Below are 17,786 nucleotides of genomic sequence, written 5' to 3'. Positions count from 1 at the left end.
ATCGCCGCTGTCAGTGTGGTCTTGCCGTGGTCAACGTGGCCGATTGTGCCGATGTTGCAGTGCGGCTTACCGCGTTCAAACTTTTCCTTACCCATGGGTGGGCTCCTTTTTAAAATCAGGTGGAGAAGCAGCACTTCTCCCTACAGTGATGGGTAGGGCGGGGTTCACCCCGCCACCCGTTCTTATGCGTATTGCGACTGGATCTCGTCAGAGATGTTCTGAGGAACCGCATTGTAGTGGTCAAACTGCATCGTAAAGTTGGCGCGGCCCGAAGACATGGAACGCAGCGTGTTGATGTAGCCGAACATGTTAGCCAGCGGAACAAACGCGTTGATGGCAACAGCGTTGCCGCGTGGTTCTTGACCGTTCACTTGACCGCGACGCGATGTCAGATCACCGATGATACCGCCACAATAATCTTCTGGGGTAACAACTTCGACTTTCATCATTGGTTCCAGCAGTTTCGCACCAGCTTTGCGCATCCCTTCACGCATGCACATACGTGCTGCGATCTCAAATGCAAGGACGCTGGAGTCAACATCGTGGAATTTACCGTCGATCAGGGAGACTTTGAAGTCGATCACAGGGAAGCCAGCCAGAGGGCCGCTGTCCATAACCGATTTCACACCCTTTTCAACACCGGGGATGTATTCCTTAGGAATGGAACCACCAACGATCTTGGATTCGAACGAGTAACCTTCACCAGGCTCTGTGGGCGTGATGATCATTTTCACTTCGCCGAACTGACCAGAACCACCAGATTGTTTCTTGTGGGTGTAGCTATGCTCAACTTCGTGACCAATGGTCTCACGGTATGCCACCTGAGGCGCACCAATGTTCGCTTCAACCTTGAATTCCCGCTTGAGACGGTCAACCAGGATGTCCAAGTGAAGTTCGCCCATGCCCTTCATGATGGTCTGACCGGATTCTTGGTCAGTCTCAACACGGAAGGACGGATCTTCGGCTGCAAGACGCGCCAGACCTGCGGACATTTTCTCTTGGTCGCCCTTGGTTTTGGGCTCAACCGCGATCTCGATAACCGGATCAGGGAAGTTCATGGTTTCCAGAACCACCGGATCTTTGATGTCACACAGGGTGTCACCAGTGGTTGTGTCTTTCAGACCGCCAAGCGCGATGATATCGCCGGCAAATGCCTCTTCGATCTCTTCACGGTTGTTGGAGTGCATCATCATCATACGACCTACACGCTCTTTACGCTCCTTAGTGGAGTTGAGCATCGAGTCACCTTTGGAAAGGGTACCCGAGTAGATACGAACGAAAGTCAGCGAGCCAACAAAGGGGTCGTTCATGATTTTGAACGCAAGGCCAGAGAAGGCCATGTTGTCATCTGCGCGGCGCGGGATGTCCCGAATTTCTTCTTCGTCACCAGGCTTAAAGCCCATGTAGTCGACAACATCCAGCGGGCTGGGAAGATAGTCGATTACGGCGTTGAGAAGAGGCTGAACACCTTTGTTTTTGAACGCAGAACCACCCAGCACTGGAACGAAGTCCATTGCCAATGTGCCTTTGCGAAGCAGCTTGCGCAGAGTCGCTACATCAGGCTCTTCGCCTTCGAGGTAAGCTTCCATTGCATCATCGTCCTGCTCAACGGCAGTTTCGATCATTTTGCTGCGCCATTCGTCGGCCATGTCTTTGAGACTGTCGCGGATCGGTGCTTTGATCCAGGACGCGCCCAGATCTTCACCTTGCCACAACCATTCTTCCATGGTGACCAGATCGAGAAGGCCTTCCAGCTCAGTCTCGGCACCAATTGGAATGCCAACCGGAACAGCGCGTGCGCCGGTACGGTCTTCGATCATTTCAACACAGTTGAAGAAGTCTGCGCCGATTTTGTCCATCTTGTTGACGAACACCATCCGAGGAACCTTGTAGCGGTCAGCCTGACGCCACACGGTTTCGGTTTGGGGTTCAACACCAGCGTTGGCGTCAAGAACACAGACGGCACCGTCGAGAACCGCCAGCGAGCGTTCAACTTCAATGGTGAAGTCAACGTGGCCAGGGGTGTCGATGATGTTCAGACGGTGCTTTTCAGACTCGGCAGTTTCGCCATCTTCGGTGCGTTCCCAAAAAGTGGTGGTCGCCGCCGAAGTGATGGTGATGCCGCGTTCTTGTTCCTGCTCCATCCAGTCCATGGTGGCTGCACCATCGTGCACCTCACCAATGTTGTGGGATTTGCCAGTGTAAAACAAAATGCGTTCCGAGCAGGTAGTTTTACCTGCGTCGATGTGCGCCATGATACCGAAGTTGCGGTACCGGTCGAGGGGATAGTCGCGTGCCATTGGTTAGATCCTAAGCCAAGGTTACCAGCGGTAATGGCTGAACGCTTTGTTAGCGTCGGCCATCTTGTGGGTGTCTTCACGTTTCTTAACGGCGGAACCGCGCGATTGAACAGCGTCCAGAAGTTCGCCAGCAAGACGCTCTTCCATTGTGTTTTCATTGCGCGAACGGCTGGCCGTGATCAACCAGCGAATTGCCAGGGCTTCGCGGCGCTCGGGGCGCACTTCGACGGGAACCTGGTAAGTTGCACCACCCACGCGGCGCGAACGAACTTCGACCGATGGTTTGATGTTATCAAGCGCTTCGTGGAACAGTTCCACAGGGGCGCGCTTGACTTTGGTTTCAACGCGATCGAGCGCGTTATAAACAATTCTTTCTGCGACTGATTTTTTACCATCAATCATCAGGTTGTTCATGAATTTAGTCAGAACGCGATCGCCAAATTTGGCGTCGGGCAGGACTTCGCGCTTCTCGGCAGCGTGACGACGGGACATATCTGTATCCTCTTATTTAGGACGCTTCGCGCCATACTTGGAGCGACGCTGCTTACGATCTTTGACGCCCTGGGTATCCAGAACACCGCGAAGGATGTGGTAACGCACACCGGGAAGGTCTTTTACACGACCGCCGCGGATCAGAACCACAGAGTGTTCCTGAAGGTTGTGGCTTTCACCTGGGATGTAGCTAATGACTTCAAAGCCATTTGTCAGGCGAACCTTGGCCACTTTCCGCATCGCCGAGTTCGGCTTTTTGGGAGTGGTTGTATAGACGCGTGTGCAAACGCCGCGCTTTTGCGGGCACTGTTCGAGGTGCTGAGACTTCGAACGTTTGACTTTAGGCTGGCGCGGTTTGCGGATCAGCTGTTGGATCGTGGGCATTCGGTATTGTTCCCCGTGCTTTCACTTTTGTGGTGCGACAGGCAGGCCCGTCGCGGCTCAGTCGGTTGGCGTGAAACCTTGCGGCCCCCTGCCGGGATCAGATCACTGTTATGTTTCCACAACAGATACAGACCGCGTCGTTCCCATTCCGAGGTAAACGATGCGGTGGGTTTTCAGAGGATCGGGCAGTAAATTCGCCTGGATCTTGACCACTTCAGTTCTGAAAAACGCACGGAATTACCGCGCGGATTAGTCGGGCGTATAGGGGGAGTCGCGAACCTTGTCAACAGCCCTGCCCGCTTGCCACGATGGGCTGGCAATGCCATGCATATCCTAGCGTTTTGCACTCAAAGGTTCCAACATGCAAACCATCGGTTTTTGTCGGTTTTCTTACCCTGCCGAAGGTGGGTTTCAGGTTGAACATGAAACTTTAAGGGACCGGATTTCCTATCTCTACCAACCCACGCGCATGGAAGAAAGGTTTCGCCATTTTGAGACCATCTGCTTGCCCGGTCTCAAAGCGCAAACGGACCCCGATTTCATATTTGCCCTTCTCGTTGGCGATTCTATGCCCGACGTCTATCTGGAACGCTTGATGATATTGGTAGAGGATTTCCCGCAGGCTGTTGTGATTCCACATGCGCCTGGCCCACACCGCAAAGTATGCCAGAATGTCATCAACAGCTTACGGATCATGGAAGAACCATGTTTGCAGTTTCGCCATGACGACGACGACGCGGTATCGATCCATTTTGTCGAACGGTTAAAGCAAGCTGCTTGCGATTGTGGACCATTGCTGGCCAAGAACCGATTGGTTGGTTTCGATTGGAATCGCGGTTTTGTTGCCCGCCCCGACACCGTTGGAATTTGTGGCGAAGAGACGGTGCACCCCTATTGGGGAGTGGCCCAAGCCGTGGCGGTTCAACCGGGCGTCAGACAAACTGTGATGAATTTTGGCCACCAAAGGATCAACCAGTTCATGCCGACTGTGACCTTCACGGATGAAATCATGTATGTACGTGGGCACAACGATCACAATGACTCCCGCCAGAAAAAGCATGTGAAGCCGGTTGTTTTGCCACGTTTGGATGCGGATCAGCTGAAACTGTTTCAAAACGTTTTTGGAATCACATGTGATCACGTCAAGAATGTGTTCAGCAGTTTGGCCTGAAGCAACACCTAAGACGGTTTGCCTCTGGGCAGCCACTCAACTCAAACACTTGCGCACGAAACCAAAAAAGGGCCCCTTTCGGAGCCCTTCTTTTATTTTGCTAAACGAAAAGCGCTTATTCGCGGCTCTCCGGAGTGTCGACAATCAGCGTATCGAATTCGCTGCCACCAACGACGTCGGCAACTGGCTCAGGCGCAGCCAAAGCGGCTGCGGCTTCTGCTTCAATACGGCGCGCTTCAACAACAACGTTGTCACGTGTCGATGCGATGTGGCGCATTTCTTGCGTGGCACCACCGGTACCGGCAGGGATCAAACGACCAACGATGACGTTCTCTTTCAGGCCAACAAGTTTGTCTTTCTTGCCCTGAACAGAGGCTTCGGTCAGAACCCGTGTGGTTTCCTGGAACGATGCCGCCGAGATGAACGAACGGGTCTGCAAGGACGCCTTTGTGATCCCCAATAGGATCGGCTCACCCTTCGCAGGACGACCTGATTTCGACAGAGCCTTTTCGTTGGCCGCATCAAATTCAGCTTTGTCCACATGCTCGCCTTTCAGCAAGGTTGTGTCACCGCTGTCCTGGATTTCCCACTTTTGCAGCATTTGGCGCACGATCACTTCGATATGCTTATCGTTGATCTTAACACCCTGCAGGCGGTAAACGTCCTGAACTTCGTCGATCATGTAGTTCGCCAGCGCTTCGATCCCCATAATGCCGAGGATGTCGTGCGGTGCCGGATTACCGTCCATGAGGTATTCACCCTTCTGGATAAAATCACCTTCCATGACAGGAATGTGCTTACCTTTCGGGATCATGTATTCACGGGCGTCCATGGTCTCGTCTTGAGGCTCGATGGAAACACGACGCTTGTTTTTATAGTCCTTACCAAAGCGCACATAACCATCGATTTCAGCGATGATCGCGTGATCCTTTGGACGACGGGCTTCGAACAATTCCGCAACACGTGGCAGACCACCTGTAATGTCCTTGGTCTTGGCACCTTCGCGCGGAATACGTGCAACAACGTCACCCGCTTTGACGTCCTGACCGTCTTCAACAGACAGAACCGCATCAACAGACATAGGATAGGTAATCGGATTGCCAGCATCGTTGCGAACGGGCTCACCATCTTTATCCATCAGGATAATTTCAGGCTTAAGCTCATTGCCTTTGGGGGCCGCACGCCAGTCAACCACGATCTTCTGGGTCATGCCGGTCGCGTCATCGGTTTCCTCACGCACGGCGAGGCCGTTCACAAGGTCAACATGTCTCGCAACAGCGTCCTTTTCCGCGATGATCGGCAGGGTGTAGGGATCCCATTCGAACATTTTGTCGCCGCGTGCAATGGTTTGACCATCGGTAACGAACAGCTTGGAACCGTAACCCATTTTATGGGATGCGATTTCTTCGCCTTGTTCGTTCAGGATCAAAACCTGCATGTTCCGGCTCATCACAATCTGCTCGCCCGACGCGTTTGTAATAACGCTTGGGTTTGCGAAGGCGATCTTGCCGTTCTGAGACGCTTCAAGGAACGAGCGGGACGAACCAGACGCAACGCCGCCCATGTGGAATGTCCGCATGGTCAACTGAGTGCCCGGTTCACCGATCGACTGCGCCGCGATGATGCCAACGGCCTCACCAAGGTTGACGCGCGTACCGCGTGCAAGGTCACGACCGTAACACTGCGAACATACGCCTTCTTCCGCTTCACAAGTCAGTGGTGAGCGAATACGTGCTGTCAAAACACCGGAGTCTTCGATGGCATCCGCAGTCCGTTCATCAATGAGCGAGCCTTCTGGTGCCAGCACTTCACTAGAGACAGGGTGGCAAATGTCTTCGGCTGCAACACGGCCCAGAACACGTTCACCCAAAGTTGCGACAACTTCGCCGTCGTTCACAGCCGCAGAGGCCGTAACAGCACGGTCCGTTCCACAATCAACCATACGAACGATACAGTCTTGGGCAACGTCAACCAACCGACGGGTCAAGTAACCCGAGTTCGCTGTTTTCAAAGCCGTATCTGACAGACCCTTACGGGCACCGTGGGTGGAGTTGAAGTACTCCAGAACGGTCAGACCTTCTTTAAAGTTCGAGATGATCGGTGTTTCGATGATGTCGCCGTTCGGCTTTGCCATCAAACCGCGCATACCGCCCAGCTGTTTCATCTGTGTAACCGAACCACGCGCACCGGAGTGGGCCATCATGTAAACCGAGTTTGGTTCCATAACCGAGCCGTCTTCGGCGCGTTTTTCAGCCGAGATGGTAGACATCATCGCTTCGGTGACTTTGTCGTTACACTTTGACCAAGCATCGACAACTTTGTTGTACTTTTCGCCCTGAGTGATCAGGCCGTCCATGTACTGCTGTTCGAAATCTTTTACCTGATCGCGCGTATGACCAACGATATCCCACTTGTTGTCAGGAACAACCATGTCGGATTTACCAAAGGAAATGCCTGCCTTAAACGCTTCGCGGAAACCGAGTGTCATGATCTGGTCACAGAAAATAACAGACTCTTTTTGACCGCAATACCGGTAAACGGTGTCAATCACGCGCTGCACGTCTTTTTTGCGCAGCAAGTCGTTGACCAACGAGAACGGTGCTTTTGCGTTCATCGGCAACAGGGCACCAAGACGGGCACGGCCCGGCGTGGTTTCGAAGCGTGTATAGACTTCGGCACCTTCGTCGTCGATTTGCTTGAGACGAACTTGAACTTTGGCGTGCAAATGCACTTCGCCGGCGTTGAGGGCGTGTTCGACCTCTTCGAGCGACGAGAATACCATGTTTTCGCCCTTCATGCCTTCGCGCATGATGGTCACATAGTACAGACCCAAAATCATATCCTGCGACGGAACGATGATCGGTGCGCCGTTTGCAGGCGACAGAACGTTGTTCGTCGACATCATCAAAACGCGGGCTTCAAGCTGGGCTTCGAGCGACAAAGGCACGTGGACCGCCATTTGGTCGCCGTCAAAGTCAGCGTTGAAGGCCGAACAAACCAGTGGGTGCAGCTGGATGGCTTTACCTTCGATCAGCGTGGGTTCGAACGCCTGAATACCAAGACGGTGCAATGTTGGCGCACGGTTCAGCATTACAGGGTGTTCGCGGATCACTTCATCCAAGATATCCCACACTTCGGGACGCTCTTTTTCAACCAGCTTTTTCGCCTGCTTTACAGTCGAGCTTAGGCCTTTGGCTTCGAGGCGCGAATAGATAAACGGCTTGAACAGTTCCAAGGCCATCTTTTTCGGCAATCCACACTGATGCAGTTTCAGCTCAGGACCGGTCACAATGACCGAACGACCAGAGAAGTCGACGCGCTTACCCAAAAGGTTTTGACGGAAGCGACCTTGCTTACCCTTCAGCATGTCGGACAGCGATTTCAGCGGGCGCTTGTTGGCACCGGTGATCACGCGGCCACGACGGCCGTTATCGAACAGTGCGTCAACAGATTCCTGCAACATCCGCTTTTCGTTGCGAACGATGATATCAGGCGCGCGCAGTTCGATCAGACGCTTCAGACGGTTGTTCCGGTTGATCACCCGGCGATACAGATCGTTCAGATCCGACGTCGCAAAGCGGCCACCGTCCAGCGGCACCAGCGGGCGCAGCTCTGGTGGGATCACAGGCACAACGGTCATGATCATCCATTCCGGACGGTTGCCGGATTCCAAGAAGGATTCCACAACTTTCAGACGTTTGATGATCTTCTTGGGCTTCAGCTCACCGGTTGCCTCTTTGAGGTCGGCGCGCAGCTGTTCAGCTTCGTTTTCCAGATCGATGTTGGCCAACATTTCACGGATGGCTTCGGCACCGATATTGGCGGTGAACGCGTCCATACCATAGGCGTCTTGTGCGTCGAGGAATTCCTCTTCGCTCATCATTTGGCCATAAGTCAGGTCGGTCAGACCGGGTTCGATCACAACGTAGTTTTCGAAATACAAAACGCGCTCAAGGTCACGCAATGTCATATCCAACATCAGGCCGATGCGCGAAGGCAGCGACTTGAGGAACCAGATGTGTGCGCAAGGAGCGGCCAGTTCGATGTGGCCCATACGTTCGCGGCGTACTTTTTGCAGCGTAACTTCAACACCACATTTTTCGCAGACAACGCCGCGATATTTCATACGCTTATATTTGCCGCACAAGCATTCGTAGTCTTTGATCGGGCCAAAGATACGCGCGCAGAAAAGACCGTCCCGTTCAGGTTTGAACGTCCGGTAGTTGATGGTTTCGGGCTTTTTGATTTCACCGAAAGACCACGACAGAATCCGTTCGGGCGACGCAAGCGACACCTTGATTTCGTCGAAAGTTTTAATCGGTGCAACAGGGTTGAACGGATTGTTGGTCAGTTCCTGGTTCATCTAATGATCCTTAAATTCGGGCAAAGAAAGCTGAGAGAGAAGGCAGGCGGGGTGATCCCCGCCCTACCGAATGGCTCACTCATCTTCCTCGGCATCCAGGAGTTCCATGTTGAGGCCCAAGCCGCGGACCTCTTTGACGAGAACGTTGAACGATTCTGGCACGCCAGCTTCGTAGTTGTCCTCACCCTTAACGATGCTTTCATAGACCTTGGTCCGGCCTGCCACGTCATCCGACTTCACAGTCAGCATTTCTTGCAGGGTATATGCAGCGCCATAAGCTTCGAGCGCCCAGACTTCCATTTCCCCGAAACGCTGGCCACCGAACTGCGCCTTACCACCCAGCGGCTGCTGAGTAACAAGCGAGTATGGTCCAGTCGAACGTGCGTGGATTTTGTCGTCCACAAGGTGGTGCAGTTTCAGCAGGTACTTAACACCCACAGTCACTTCACGTGCAAACTGCTCACCGGTGCGGCCATCAAACAGTACCGATTGCCCGCTTTCCGAGAAACCAGCGCGCAACAGCGCATCGTTCACATCAGCTTCTTTCGCACCGTCAAAGACCGGTGTTGCAATCGGAACACCCGAGGTCACATTTCCGGCAGCTTCCAGCAAATCACCTTCGGACATGTCGGCAAAACCATCTTCGTAGACGTCGTCGCCATACCCAATGCGCAGTGCTTCGCGAACTGGCGTCATGTCACCGGACCGGCGATACTCTTGCAGAGCATCGTCGATCTTGATGCCCAACATCCGCGAGGCCCAACCCATGTGGGTTTCAAGGATCTGACCAACGTTCATACGCGATGGAACGCCCAGCGGGTTCAAACAGAAGTCAACCGGCGTACCATCGGCAAGGAACGGCATATCTTCCATTGGAACAACGCGTGAAACCACACCTTTGTTCCCGTGGCGACCCGCCATTTTATCACCAGGCTGAAGCTTGCGCTTCACCGCGATGAAGACTTTGACCATCTTCATCACACCCGGAGGCAGATCGTCGCCGCGGCGCACTTTTTCGACCTTGTCTTCGAAACGGGCATCCAAAGCGCGCTTTTGCACTTCGTACTGCTCATGCAGGGCTTCGACGTGCTTGGCGTCATCTTCTTCACCAAGCGCCAACTGCCACCACTGACCGCGGGTCAGAGTTTCAAGCAACTCTTCGTTGATTTCCGCGTTCGGGCGTACACCTCTGGGGCCTTTAACAGCCACTTTACCTTCGATCATACCCTTCAAGCGAGCGTAGATGTTCCGGTCAAGGATTGCGAGTTCGTCGTCACGGTCGCGGGCAAGACGTTCGATTTCTTCACGCTCGATCTGCAGCGCGCGTTCGTCTTTTTCCACGCCATGGCGGTTAAAGACACGCACTTCGACGATTGTGCCGTAGTCACCCGGCTTCACACGCAGCGAGGTATCGCGCACGTCCGAAGCTTTTTCACCAAAGATGGCGCGCAGCAGTTTTTCTTCTGGCGTCATCGGGCTTTCGCCCTTGGGGGTGATTTTACCAACAAGAATATCGCCAGGCTCTACGTCCGCACCAATGTACACGATGCCAGCTTCGTCGAGGTTCCGCAGCGCTTCTTCCCCAACGTTGGGAATGTCGCGTGTGATCTCTTCTGGGCCAAGCTTGGTGTCACGGGCTGCGACTTCGAATTCTTCGATGTGGACCGATGTGAACACATCATCTTTGGCAATGCGTTCAGAAATCAGGATCGAGTCTTCGTAGTTGTAGCCGTTCCAAGGCATAAACGCGACGATCACGTTTTTACCAAGGGCCAGTTCACCCATGTCTGTCGATGGACCGTCCGCGATAACTTCGCCCTTCAGAACCGTGTCACCCACTTTGACCAACGGACGTTGGTTAATACAGGTGTTCTGGTTCGAACGCTGGAACTTGCGCATGCGGTAGATGTCTACGCCCGCATCGCCCATTTCCAGGTCAGACGTGGCGCGCACAACGATACGCTGCGCGTCAACTTGGTCAATGATACCCGCGCGTTTCGCCATAACAGCCGCGCCGGAATCGCGTGCCACAACTTCTTCGATCCCGGTGCCGACAAGCGGCGCTTCGGAGCGCAGAGTTGGAACAGCCTGACGTTGCATGTTCGAGCCCATCAAGGCCCTGTTCGCATCGTCGTTTTCCAAGAACGGAATGAGCGAGGCCGCAACAGAAACCAACTGCTTCGGGCTAACGTCAATCAGGTCAACCGCATCGCTGGGTGACAGTGTGTAGTCACCAGATTTACGTGTCGACACCAATTCGTTCTTGAACTTCATGTTTTCATCGAGGTTGGCGTTCGCCTGAGCCACGGTGTGACGCATTTCCTCGGTTGCCGACATGTAGTGGACTTCGTCGGTGACGACGCCCTCTTTTACGACACGGTAAGGTGTTTCGATGAAACCGTATTTGTTCACGCGGGCGAATGTCGCCAGCGAGTTGATCAGACCAATGTTCGGTCCTTCCGGTGTTTCAATCGGGCACATCCGGCCGTAGTGGGTCGGGTGAACGTCGCGAACTTCAAAGCCAGCACGCTCACGTGTCAAACCACCTGGCCCAAGCGCCGAAAGACGGCGTTTGTGGGTGACTTCAGACAGCGGGTTGGTTTGGTCCATGAACTGCGACAGCTGCGAAGAGCCGAAGAATTCACGCACCGCAGCTGCGGCAGGTTTGGCATTGATCAGGTCTTGCGGCATCACAGTGTCGATTTCGACAGAGGACATGCGTTCCTTGATTGCGCGCTCCATGCGGAGCAGACCAACACGGTACTGGTTTTCCATCAATTCGCCGACAGAACGCACGCGACGGTTGCCGAGGTGGTCAATATCGTCGATGTCGCCGCGACCATCGCGCAGATCAACAAGCGCTTTGATACACTTGACGATGTCTTCGCGGTCCAGCGTACGCTGTGTGTCTTCTTTTTCCAGCGCCAAGCGCATGTTCATCTTAACACGGCCAACGGCAGACAGGTCATAACGCTCACCGTCAAAGAACAGTGTCTCGAACAAGGCGGAAGCAGCTTCAACGGTGGGCGGCTCGCCCGGACGCATAACGCGGTAGATATCCATAAGCGCGGTATCGCGGCCCATGTTCTTATCCATCGCCATTGTGTTGCGCATGTAGGGGCCAACAGTGACGTTGTCGATGTCCAGCACCGGGATCTCGGTGACGCCTGCGTCAACAAGCTCCTTGAGTGTACCGCCGGTTACGTCACCGTCTTTGTCAACTTCCCATGTCAGCTCGTCACCGGCTTCGACGTAAATCGCACCAGTTTCTTCGTTGATCATGTCTTGTGACACAAACTTGCCGACGATTTGGTCGAACGGAACCAACAGGTTCTCAACTTTGGCCTCGTCGATCAGCTTTTTCACTGCGCGTGGCGTTACCTTTTTGCCTGCTTCAGCAATCACTTCACCGCTGTCGGCATCCACCAGATCATAGGCCGGGCGGGTCCCGCGCACACGATTTGGGAAGAACTTGGTGGACCAGCCACCGCTTTTCTTCAGGTTGTATGACACAGTGTTGTAATACGCATCCATAATCGCTTCTTGGTCGAGACCAAGCGCGTATAGCAGCGTCGTCACCGGCAATTTACGGCGACGGTCGATGCGTGCAAATACGATGTCTTTGGCATCGAATTCGAAGTCGAGCCAAGATCCGCGATAGGGGATGATACGGCAGGCGAACAGCAACTTGCCCGAGCTGTGCGTCTTACCTTTGTCGTGATCAAAGAAAACACCGGGTGAGCGGTGCATTTGGCTGACGATCACACGTTCGGTGCCGTTTACAACAAACGTACCGTTGGGTGTCATCAGGGGCATGTCGCCCATGAACACATCTTGTTCTTTGATGTCTTTTACCGATTTCGCACCGGTATCCTCATCGATATCAAATACGATGAGGCGCAGAGTGACCTTAAGCGGAGCGCTGTAGGTCATGTCGCGCTGCATGCACTCTTCGACGTCGTATTTTGGTTTTTCCAGATCGTAATTAACGAATTCCAAAATCGCGGTTTCGTTGAAATCCTTGATCGGGAATACCGACTGGAAAACGCCTTTGATGCCTTCGCCGTCAGACGGCGTAGGCTGGTCGCCTGATTTCAAGAAAAGCTCGTAGCTGGATTTTTGAACCTCAATAAGGTTCGGCATTTCCAGAACTTCGCGGATTTTGCCGTAATAACGGCGAAGACGTTTCTGGCCAAGGAAGCTTTGCGCCATGACAGATGTCACCTTTCGATATTCTCTTCGAGTGACGCGTCGTCGGGCTACGACACATCACCGTCAGTGACGGCAAAAATCCGATCCATTCTCGGCCCCCGTCCCACCGGAGGCCACTCGATCATGGGATCCCTGCCTTGGAAAGCGTCTCGCCTGACCGCAGTCAGAAGGGGCGCTTGCCAAGTCGGGGGCTGTCCATCGAATGTTTTATGACGCAAAATACCGCGGCCAAATCACCCTGTTGCCTTTTAATTTCAGGCACTTACGATTTAGGCGAAAGGTATTTTAGAGAGCTGGGAACACCTCACGTCTTGCAAAAAGGAAAATGCGGCTTCGAATCACACGAACCCGCAGGAGACTTCCGAATATTCCGTGAATAGCAAGAACGCAACCCCCCAAAGGAGTTGACATAGTTTTCGCCTAGATCCCCAATATCTCACTTGCGAACACAGCCGTCAAGACAGTGACTCAAGTTACAACCAAAACACGTATTTTTCTGCGGGCGTCTAAAACGAAACAAGCGCCCCCGAATGGGGACGCTTGCCAATAACCCTTTATAAAAAGGGAAATTACTTAACTTCGACTTCAGCGCCAGCTTCTTCGAGCTTTTTCTTAAGCTCTTCTGCTTCGTCCTTGGAAACGCCTTCTTTGACAGCTTTGCCGCCGGCTTCAACCAGCTCTTTAGCTTCTTTCAGGCCCAGACCGGTGATGCCGCGGACTTCTTTGATGACGTTGATTTTCTTAGGGCCAGCGGCCTTCAGGATCACGTCAAATTCAGTTTTTTCCTCAGCCGCTTCGCCAGCGTCTGCTGGACCAGCCATAACAACTGCGCCGCCAGCTGCGGGCTCGATGCCATACTCGTCCTTGAGGATAGTTTTCAGTTCTTGTGCTTCCAGCAGGGTCAGACCCACGATGCTTTCAGCAAGTGCTTTCAGATCAGCCATTTTGAGACTCTTTCCGTTATCGTTATGTGTTCCAACGTCAGGGGGTTAACCCTTCGGGGATCGTAAAAGTTGCTATTACGCCGCTTCCGCTTTCTCTTCGATAGTCGAGAGAATGGATGCGATGTTAGAAGCAGGTGCGCCAATTGCGCCGGCGATGTTAGATGCAGGTGCGCCGATGCAGCCAACGATCGAAGCAATAAGCTCGTCACGCGAAGGCATTTTCGACACGGCCGCAACACCAGCCCGGTCAAGAGCCGTTCCACCCATTACACCACCAAGAATTTCGAACTTTTTGTTCGTCTTGGCGAAGTCTTCGACGACCTTGGCAGCTGCCACGGGGTCCTCAGAGAAGGTAAGAACGGTCATACCGCCCAGGAACTCATCGATGCTTTCGCACTGAGTGCCCTTAACGGCAATTCTGGCAAGCCTGTTCTTGGCGACACGAACCGAAGCTTCCGCTTCACGGGCAATCCCGCGCAGGCTCTGCATGTCTGCAACTGTCAGACCCTCGTAGCGGGCAACCACTACGACGCCAGAGCTGTCAAAGATCTGGCCGAGCTCGTCGACCAACTTCTCTTTTTGTGCTCTATCCACAGTTTTTCTCCAATATATGGAGGGGAAGACCCCTCCGGCTCACTTTTGCTCGGGTTTCCCCAAGCGACAGGTCCACAGGCGGGTCGTCGCATCAAAGACGGACACACGAGGCGTCAGAAAGATGTCTCTTCCCGTCTCAGGCAGGAGTTATGGATACAACTTGCGTCACACCCGCCCACCGTCTCGGACGAAATCAAGGCACGTACGAATCGTACGGAACCTTGAGTGGTTGCGATATAGCCTTTGCCCCAACTTGCCAAGGCCCCAGTGGCCCTTTGGAGAGAAGTTTATTGAATCCGCCGACACAAGCGGCCGAAACACCGCCTCCACCTTGCTGGCTTATCGAAAAAAGGCGGACCATTTGGCCCGCCTTTTCAATCAGAAGGTCGAAAGAGCTTAGCTTCCGACTGCGCTGTTCACATCAAGTGTCACGCCTGGGCCCATTGTCGAGCTTACAGAGATCTTCTTCATGTAAGTCCCTTTGGAACCCGAAGGCTTGGCGGCCGAAACGGCACCAACAAAGGCACGGATGTTTTCGACCAGCTTGGCTTCGTCGAAGGACGCTTTGCCAACACCAGCATGCACAACACCAGCTTTTTCAGCTTTGAACTGAACCTGGCCACCTTTGCTGTCTTTGACAGCTTGGGCTACGTCCATGGTCACTGTACCAACCTTGGGGTTTGGCATCAGGTTCCGCGGGCCAAGGACCTTACCAAGACGACCAACGATGGGCATCATGTCAGGTGTCGCAATGCAGCGATCAAAATCAATGGTGCCGCCTTGAACGGCTTCCATCAGATCTTCTGCGCCAACGATGTCCGCACCAGCAGCCTGCGCTTCTTCGGCCTTTGGGCCACGAGCGAAAACAGCGACGCGGACGGTTTTGCCAGTGCCGTTTGGCAGGCTGACAACACCGCGAACCATTTGGTCAGCGTGACGGGGGTCAACGCCCAACGCCATCGCGATTTCAATGGTTTCGTCAAATTTGGCGTTTGCGTTCCCTTTGAGAAGCGCAACAGCGTCCTCGACAGTCAGGTTGTCTTTGCCAGCGAAAGCTTCGCGCGCTGCGCGGGTGCGTTTTCCGAGATTTGCCATGATATTAACCTTTCACCTCGATGCCCATCGAACGGGCGGAGCCGACGATGATCAACATTGCGGCCTCGACGTCGTTCGCCGACAGGTCCTTCATTTTGGCTTCGGCGATTTCACGCACCTGAGCAACAGTTACCGATGCCACGGTCTCACGGCCGGGGTTCTCAGCACCGCGGGGGCGGTTACGCTTGCCAACAGGCTTCAGGCCGGCTGCTTTTTTCAGGTAGTAAGACGCAGGTGGCGTCTTGATGTCCATAGTGAAGGACTTGTCCTGATAGTAAGTGATCACGGTCGGGCACGGCGCGCCGGGCTCCATTTCCTGCGTCTTGGCGTTGAACGCCTTACAGAATTCCATGATGTTGATGCCGCGCTGACCCAGCGCCGGACCGACGGGGGGGCTTGGGTTGGCTTTACCGGCTGCAATCTGCAGCTTCATCGTGCCAGCTAGCTTCTTGGCCATTGGCTTTCTCCTTTTCAACGCTCATGCAAACGCGTTCGCAGAGCCGTTCGTTGTGTGGTCTGGTTCGGGCATCGCGATGCCCTCGCCTCCCACATTGGTAACGTGACAGGCACGTCAGAAGCGCCGCTTATATCAGAGCGCCAAGATTCGCAAGAGGAGACAACCACACACTGCGGATTGAGCAAAGCCTATAAGGGCAGGACACGAAAAAAGGCGGGTCGAATTAACGTCCCGCCCAAACCACTGCCAACGCAGTGTGATTACATTTCTTTAGTGACCTGTGTGAATTCCAGCTCAACCGGTGTTTCACGACCAAAGATCGATACCGAAACGCGCAGGCGCTGGTTGTCATCGTCAACGCCTTCGACCATGCCATCAAAGCCTTCGAACGGACCGTCGGTGACTTTGACTTTTTCACCAGTCTCAAAGCGGATCTCGAGACGCGGCGATTCTTCGTTCTCTTGAACGCGGCCGATCATTGCATCGACTTCGGCATCGCGCATGGGCATCGGACGCCCCTGCGGACCCAAGAAACCAGTCACCCGGTTGATTGAGTTGATCAGATGATACCCTTGGTCCGACATTTCCATGTGTACCAGCACGTAACCAGGCATAAAGCGACGTTCGGTTGTCACCTTTTTGCCGCGACGCACCTCGATCACCTCTTCGGTAGGAACGAGAACTTCGTCGATCTGGTCATGAAGCTCCTGCTCCTCAACCGCCGTCCGGATCTGTTCCGCAATCTTCTTCTCAAAGTTCGAGAGAACACTGACCGAATACCACCGCTTTGCCATTTGGGATTACCCTTATGTCTCGTGCCTTGGGCACATGCTGTACCCTGAATAAAAACCGGCGCGCGACTCATCGCACGCCCGTAAGAAAGTGAACTTGCTCTTACCCGTGCAAAGTCACAGTTTCAAGTCTGCAAACGCCGCGCCACCAAAGCGACGCGCAATTCATCATGCAAAATAGGTCAGCATCATTTTCAGAGCGGCCTTAAGACCAACATCTACGAACGCAAAGAAAATTGCGGTCAGTGTTGCCATGATGAAAACCATGATCGTTGTCAGCATCACTTCGCGACGCGTCGGCCAAACGATTTTGGTAACTTCGGCGCGCACCTGCTGGATGAACTGAAGAGGATTCGTGGTGGCCATCGGTTCTCATTCCATTTATCGAGTTTTGTCGCAGATAGACGAGGCTTTGACTGATTTCAAGCGGTCACACCGCTGGTAAGCGGAGAATGCGACACAAATGCCCCAGCCATTTATGTACAAAGTACGGGTAGGGCGGAGATCGGGCAGAGGAATCGCAGCTCTAGGCTACAATGCAAAGCTGCCGAAACATATCAACAAAGGTGGGTCTGTCAGGTAAGCGCTTCAAAAACAGCTCGTTCAGCGGGCCCTGGAACCCCGGATGCTACGTTCTACTTTGGTGGGCGGCATGGCAAATCTACGGCACCCGCAACCAAACGATACATATATACTGTATCGGTCCAGACACGGATCATCATTCACTAAGAAAGATTGGCAGGGGCAGAAGGGTTCGAACCCTCGACCTACGGTTTTGGAGACCGTCGCTCTACCAGCTGAGCTATACCCCTAAGGCCGGTTTGTGAGGTACGATATGACCGGGATGAAAGCAAGAGGCCAAACGCGGTAAAAATACATTTTTGCCAAAGTTTATGTCATTGGATCACGAAACGGGATGTGCTGGCTCACGCGGTGGGGAGAAGTTTGCAACAAAAGCGGTGTTCGTGAATGCACACCTGTTG

General features: G+C 53.7%; 13 protein-coding genes and 1 tRNA gene. 1 reads left to right on the top strand and 13 read right to left on the bottom strand.

The features are described 5' to 3' along the window. The 4 genes from C8N36_RS23460 to rpsL all read right to left on the bottom strand — a co-directional run. Positions 1–95, bottom strand: a 95-nt coding sequence (locus C8N36_RS23460) for a GTP-binding protein (protein ID WP_234988920.1), incomplete at its 3' end; no start/stop codon positions are given. Positions 96–182: 87 nt separating this feature from the next. Continuing rightward, on the bottom strand, positions 183–2,300 hold the full coding sequence (gene fusA / locus C8N36_RS23455; protein ID WP_097804431.1) for an elongation factor G: 2,118 nt from the start codon (positions 2,298–2,300) through the stop codon (positions 183–185). A gap of 21 nt (positions 2,301–2,321) precedes the next feature. Continuing rightward, positions 2,322–2,792: a 30S ribosomal protein S7 gene (gene rpsG / locus C8N36_RS23450; RefSeq protein WP_097804430.1), complete on the bottom strand. Its 471-nt coding sequence runs from the start codon at positions 2,790–2,792 to the stop codon at positions 2,322–2,324. 12 nt (positions 2,793–2,804) lie between these two features. Further along, positions 2,805–3,176, bottom strand: a complete 372-nt coding sequence (rpsL, locus tag C8N36_RS23445) for a 30S ribosomal protein S12 (RefSeq protein WP_008883423.1) — start codon at positions 3,174–3,176, stop codon at positions 2,805–2,807. 361 nt (positions 3,177–3,537) lie between these two features. On the opposite strand from rpsL, the gene C8N36_RS23440 reads away from it, so the two are divergent. After that, positions 3,538–4,347: a putative rhamnosyl transferase gene (locus tag C8N36_RS23440; protein ID WP_097804429.1), complete on the top strand. Its 810-nt coding sequence runs from the start codon at positions 3,538–3,540 to the stop codon at positions 4,345–4,347. Positions 4,348–4,462: 115 nt separating this feature from the next. Here the strand turns inward: C8N36_RS23440 and rpoC are convergent, their stop codons facing one another. The 9 genes from rpoC to C8N36_RS23395 all read right to left on the bottom strand — a co-directional run bounded on the left by rpoC (position 4,463) and on the right by C8N36_RS23395 (position 17,615). Then, positions 4,463–8,710 carry a DNA-directed RNA polymerase subunit beta' gene (gene rpoC, locus C8N36_RS23435; RefSeq protein WP_097804428.1) on the bottom strand — a complete coding sequence of 1,416 codons (4,248 nt, stop codon included), beginning with the start codon at positions 8,708–8,710 and terminating at the stop codon, positions 4,463–4,465. Positions 8,711–8,785: 75 nt separating this feature from the next. Next, complete coding sequence (gene rpoB, locus C8N36_RS23430; RefSeq protein ID WP_097804427.1) at positions 8,786–12,922, bottom strand: DNA-directed RNA polymerase subunit beta; 4,137 nt, start codon at positions 12,920–12,922, stop codon at positions 8,786–8,788. Between the two features lie 569 nt (positions 12,923–13,491). Beyond that, complete coding sequence (gene rplL / locus C8N36_RS23425; RefSeq protein WP_097804426.1) at positions 13,492–13,866, bottom strand: 50S ribosomal protein L7/L12; 375 nt, start codon at positions 13,864–13,866, stop codon at positions 13,492–13,494. A gap of 75 nt (positions 13,867–13,941) precedes the next feature. Continuing rightward, positions 13,942–14,460, bottom strand: a complete 519-nt coding sequence (rplJ, locus tag C8N36_RS23420) for a 50S ribosomal protein L10 (protein ID WP_097804425.1) — start codon at positions 14,458–14,460, stop codon at positions 13,942–13,944. Between the two features lie 396 nt (positions 14,461–14,856). Further along, positions 14,857–15,555, bottom strand: coding sequence for a 50S ribosomal protein L1 (rplA, locus tag C8N36_RS23415; RefSeq protein ID WP_097804424.1), 699 nt, complete (start codon positions 15,553–15,555; stop codon positions 14,857–14,859). A 4-nt stretch (positions 15,556–15,559) separates the two neighbouring features. Beyond that, complete coding sequence (gene rplK / locus C8N36_RS23410; protein ID WP_097804423.1) at positions 15,560–16,012, bottom strand: 50S ribosomal protein L11; 453 nt, start codon at positions 16,010–16,012, stop codon at positions 15,560–15,562. Between the two features lie 260 nt (positions 16,013–16,272). Then, positions 16,273–16,806 carry a transcription termination/antitermination protein NusG gene (gene nusG, locus C8N36_RS23405; RefSeq protein WP_097804422.1) on the bottom strand — a complete coding sequence of 178 codons (534 nt, stop codon included), beginning with the start codon at positions 16,804–16,806 and terminating at the stop codon, positions 16,273–16,275. A gap of 165 nt (positions 16,807–16,971) precedes the next feature. Continuing rightward, positions 16,972–17,169: a preprotein translocase subunit SecE gene (secE, locus tag C8N36_RS23400; protein ID WP_097804421.1), complete on the bottom strand. Its 198-nt coding sequence runs from the start codon at positions 17,167–17,169 to the stop codon at positions 16,972–16,974. A gap of 370 nt (positions 17,170–17,539) precedes the next feature. Then, positions 17,540–17,615, bottom strand: a tRNA-Trp gene (locus C8N36_RS23395). Positions 17,616–17,786 lie beyond the last annotated feature (171 nt).

This window comes from Pelagimonas varians, from assembly GCF_003208435.1.
Lineage (GTDB): Bacteria > Pseudomonadota > Alphaproteobacteria > Rhodobacterales > Rhodobacteraceae > Pelagimonas > Pelagimonas varians.
Note: the sequence above shows the minus strand (reverse complement) of the source record. Positions and strands in the feature narration are given on the sequence as shown.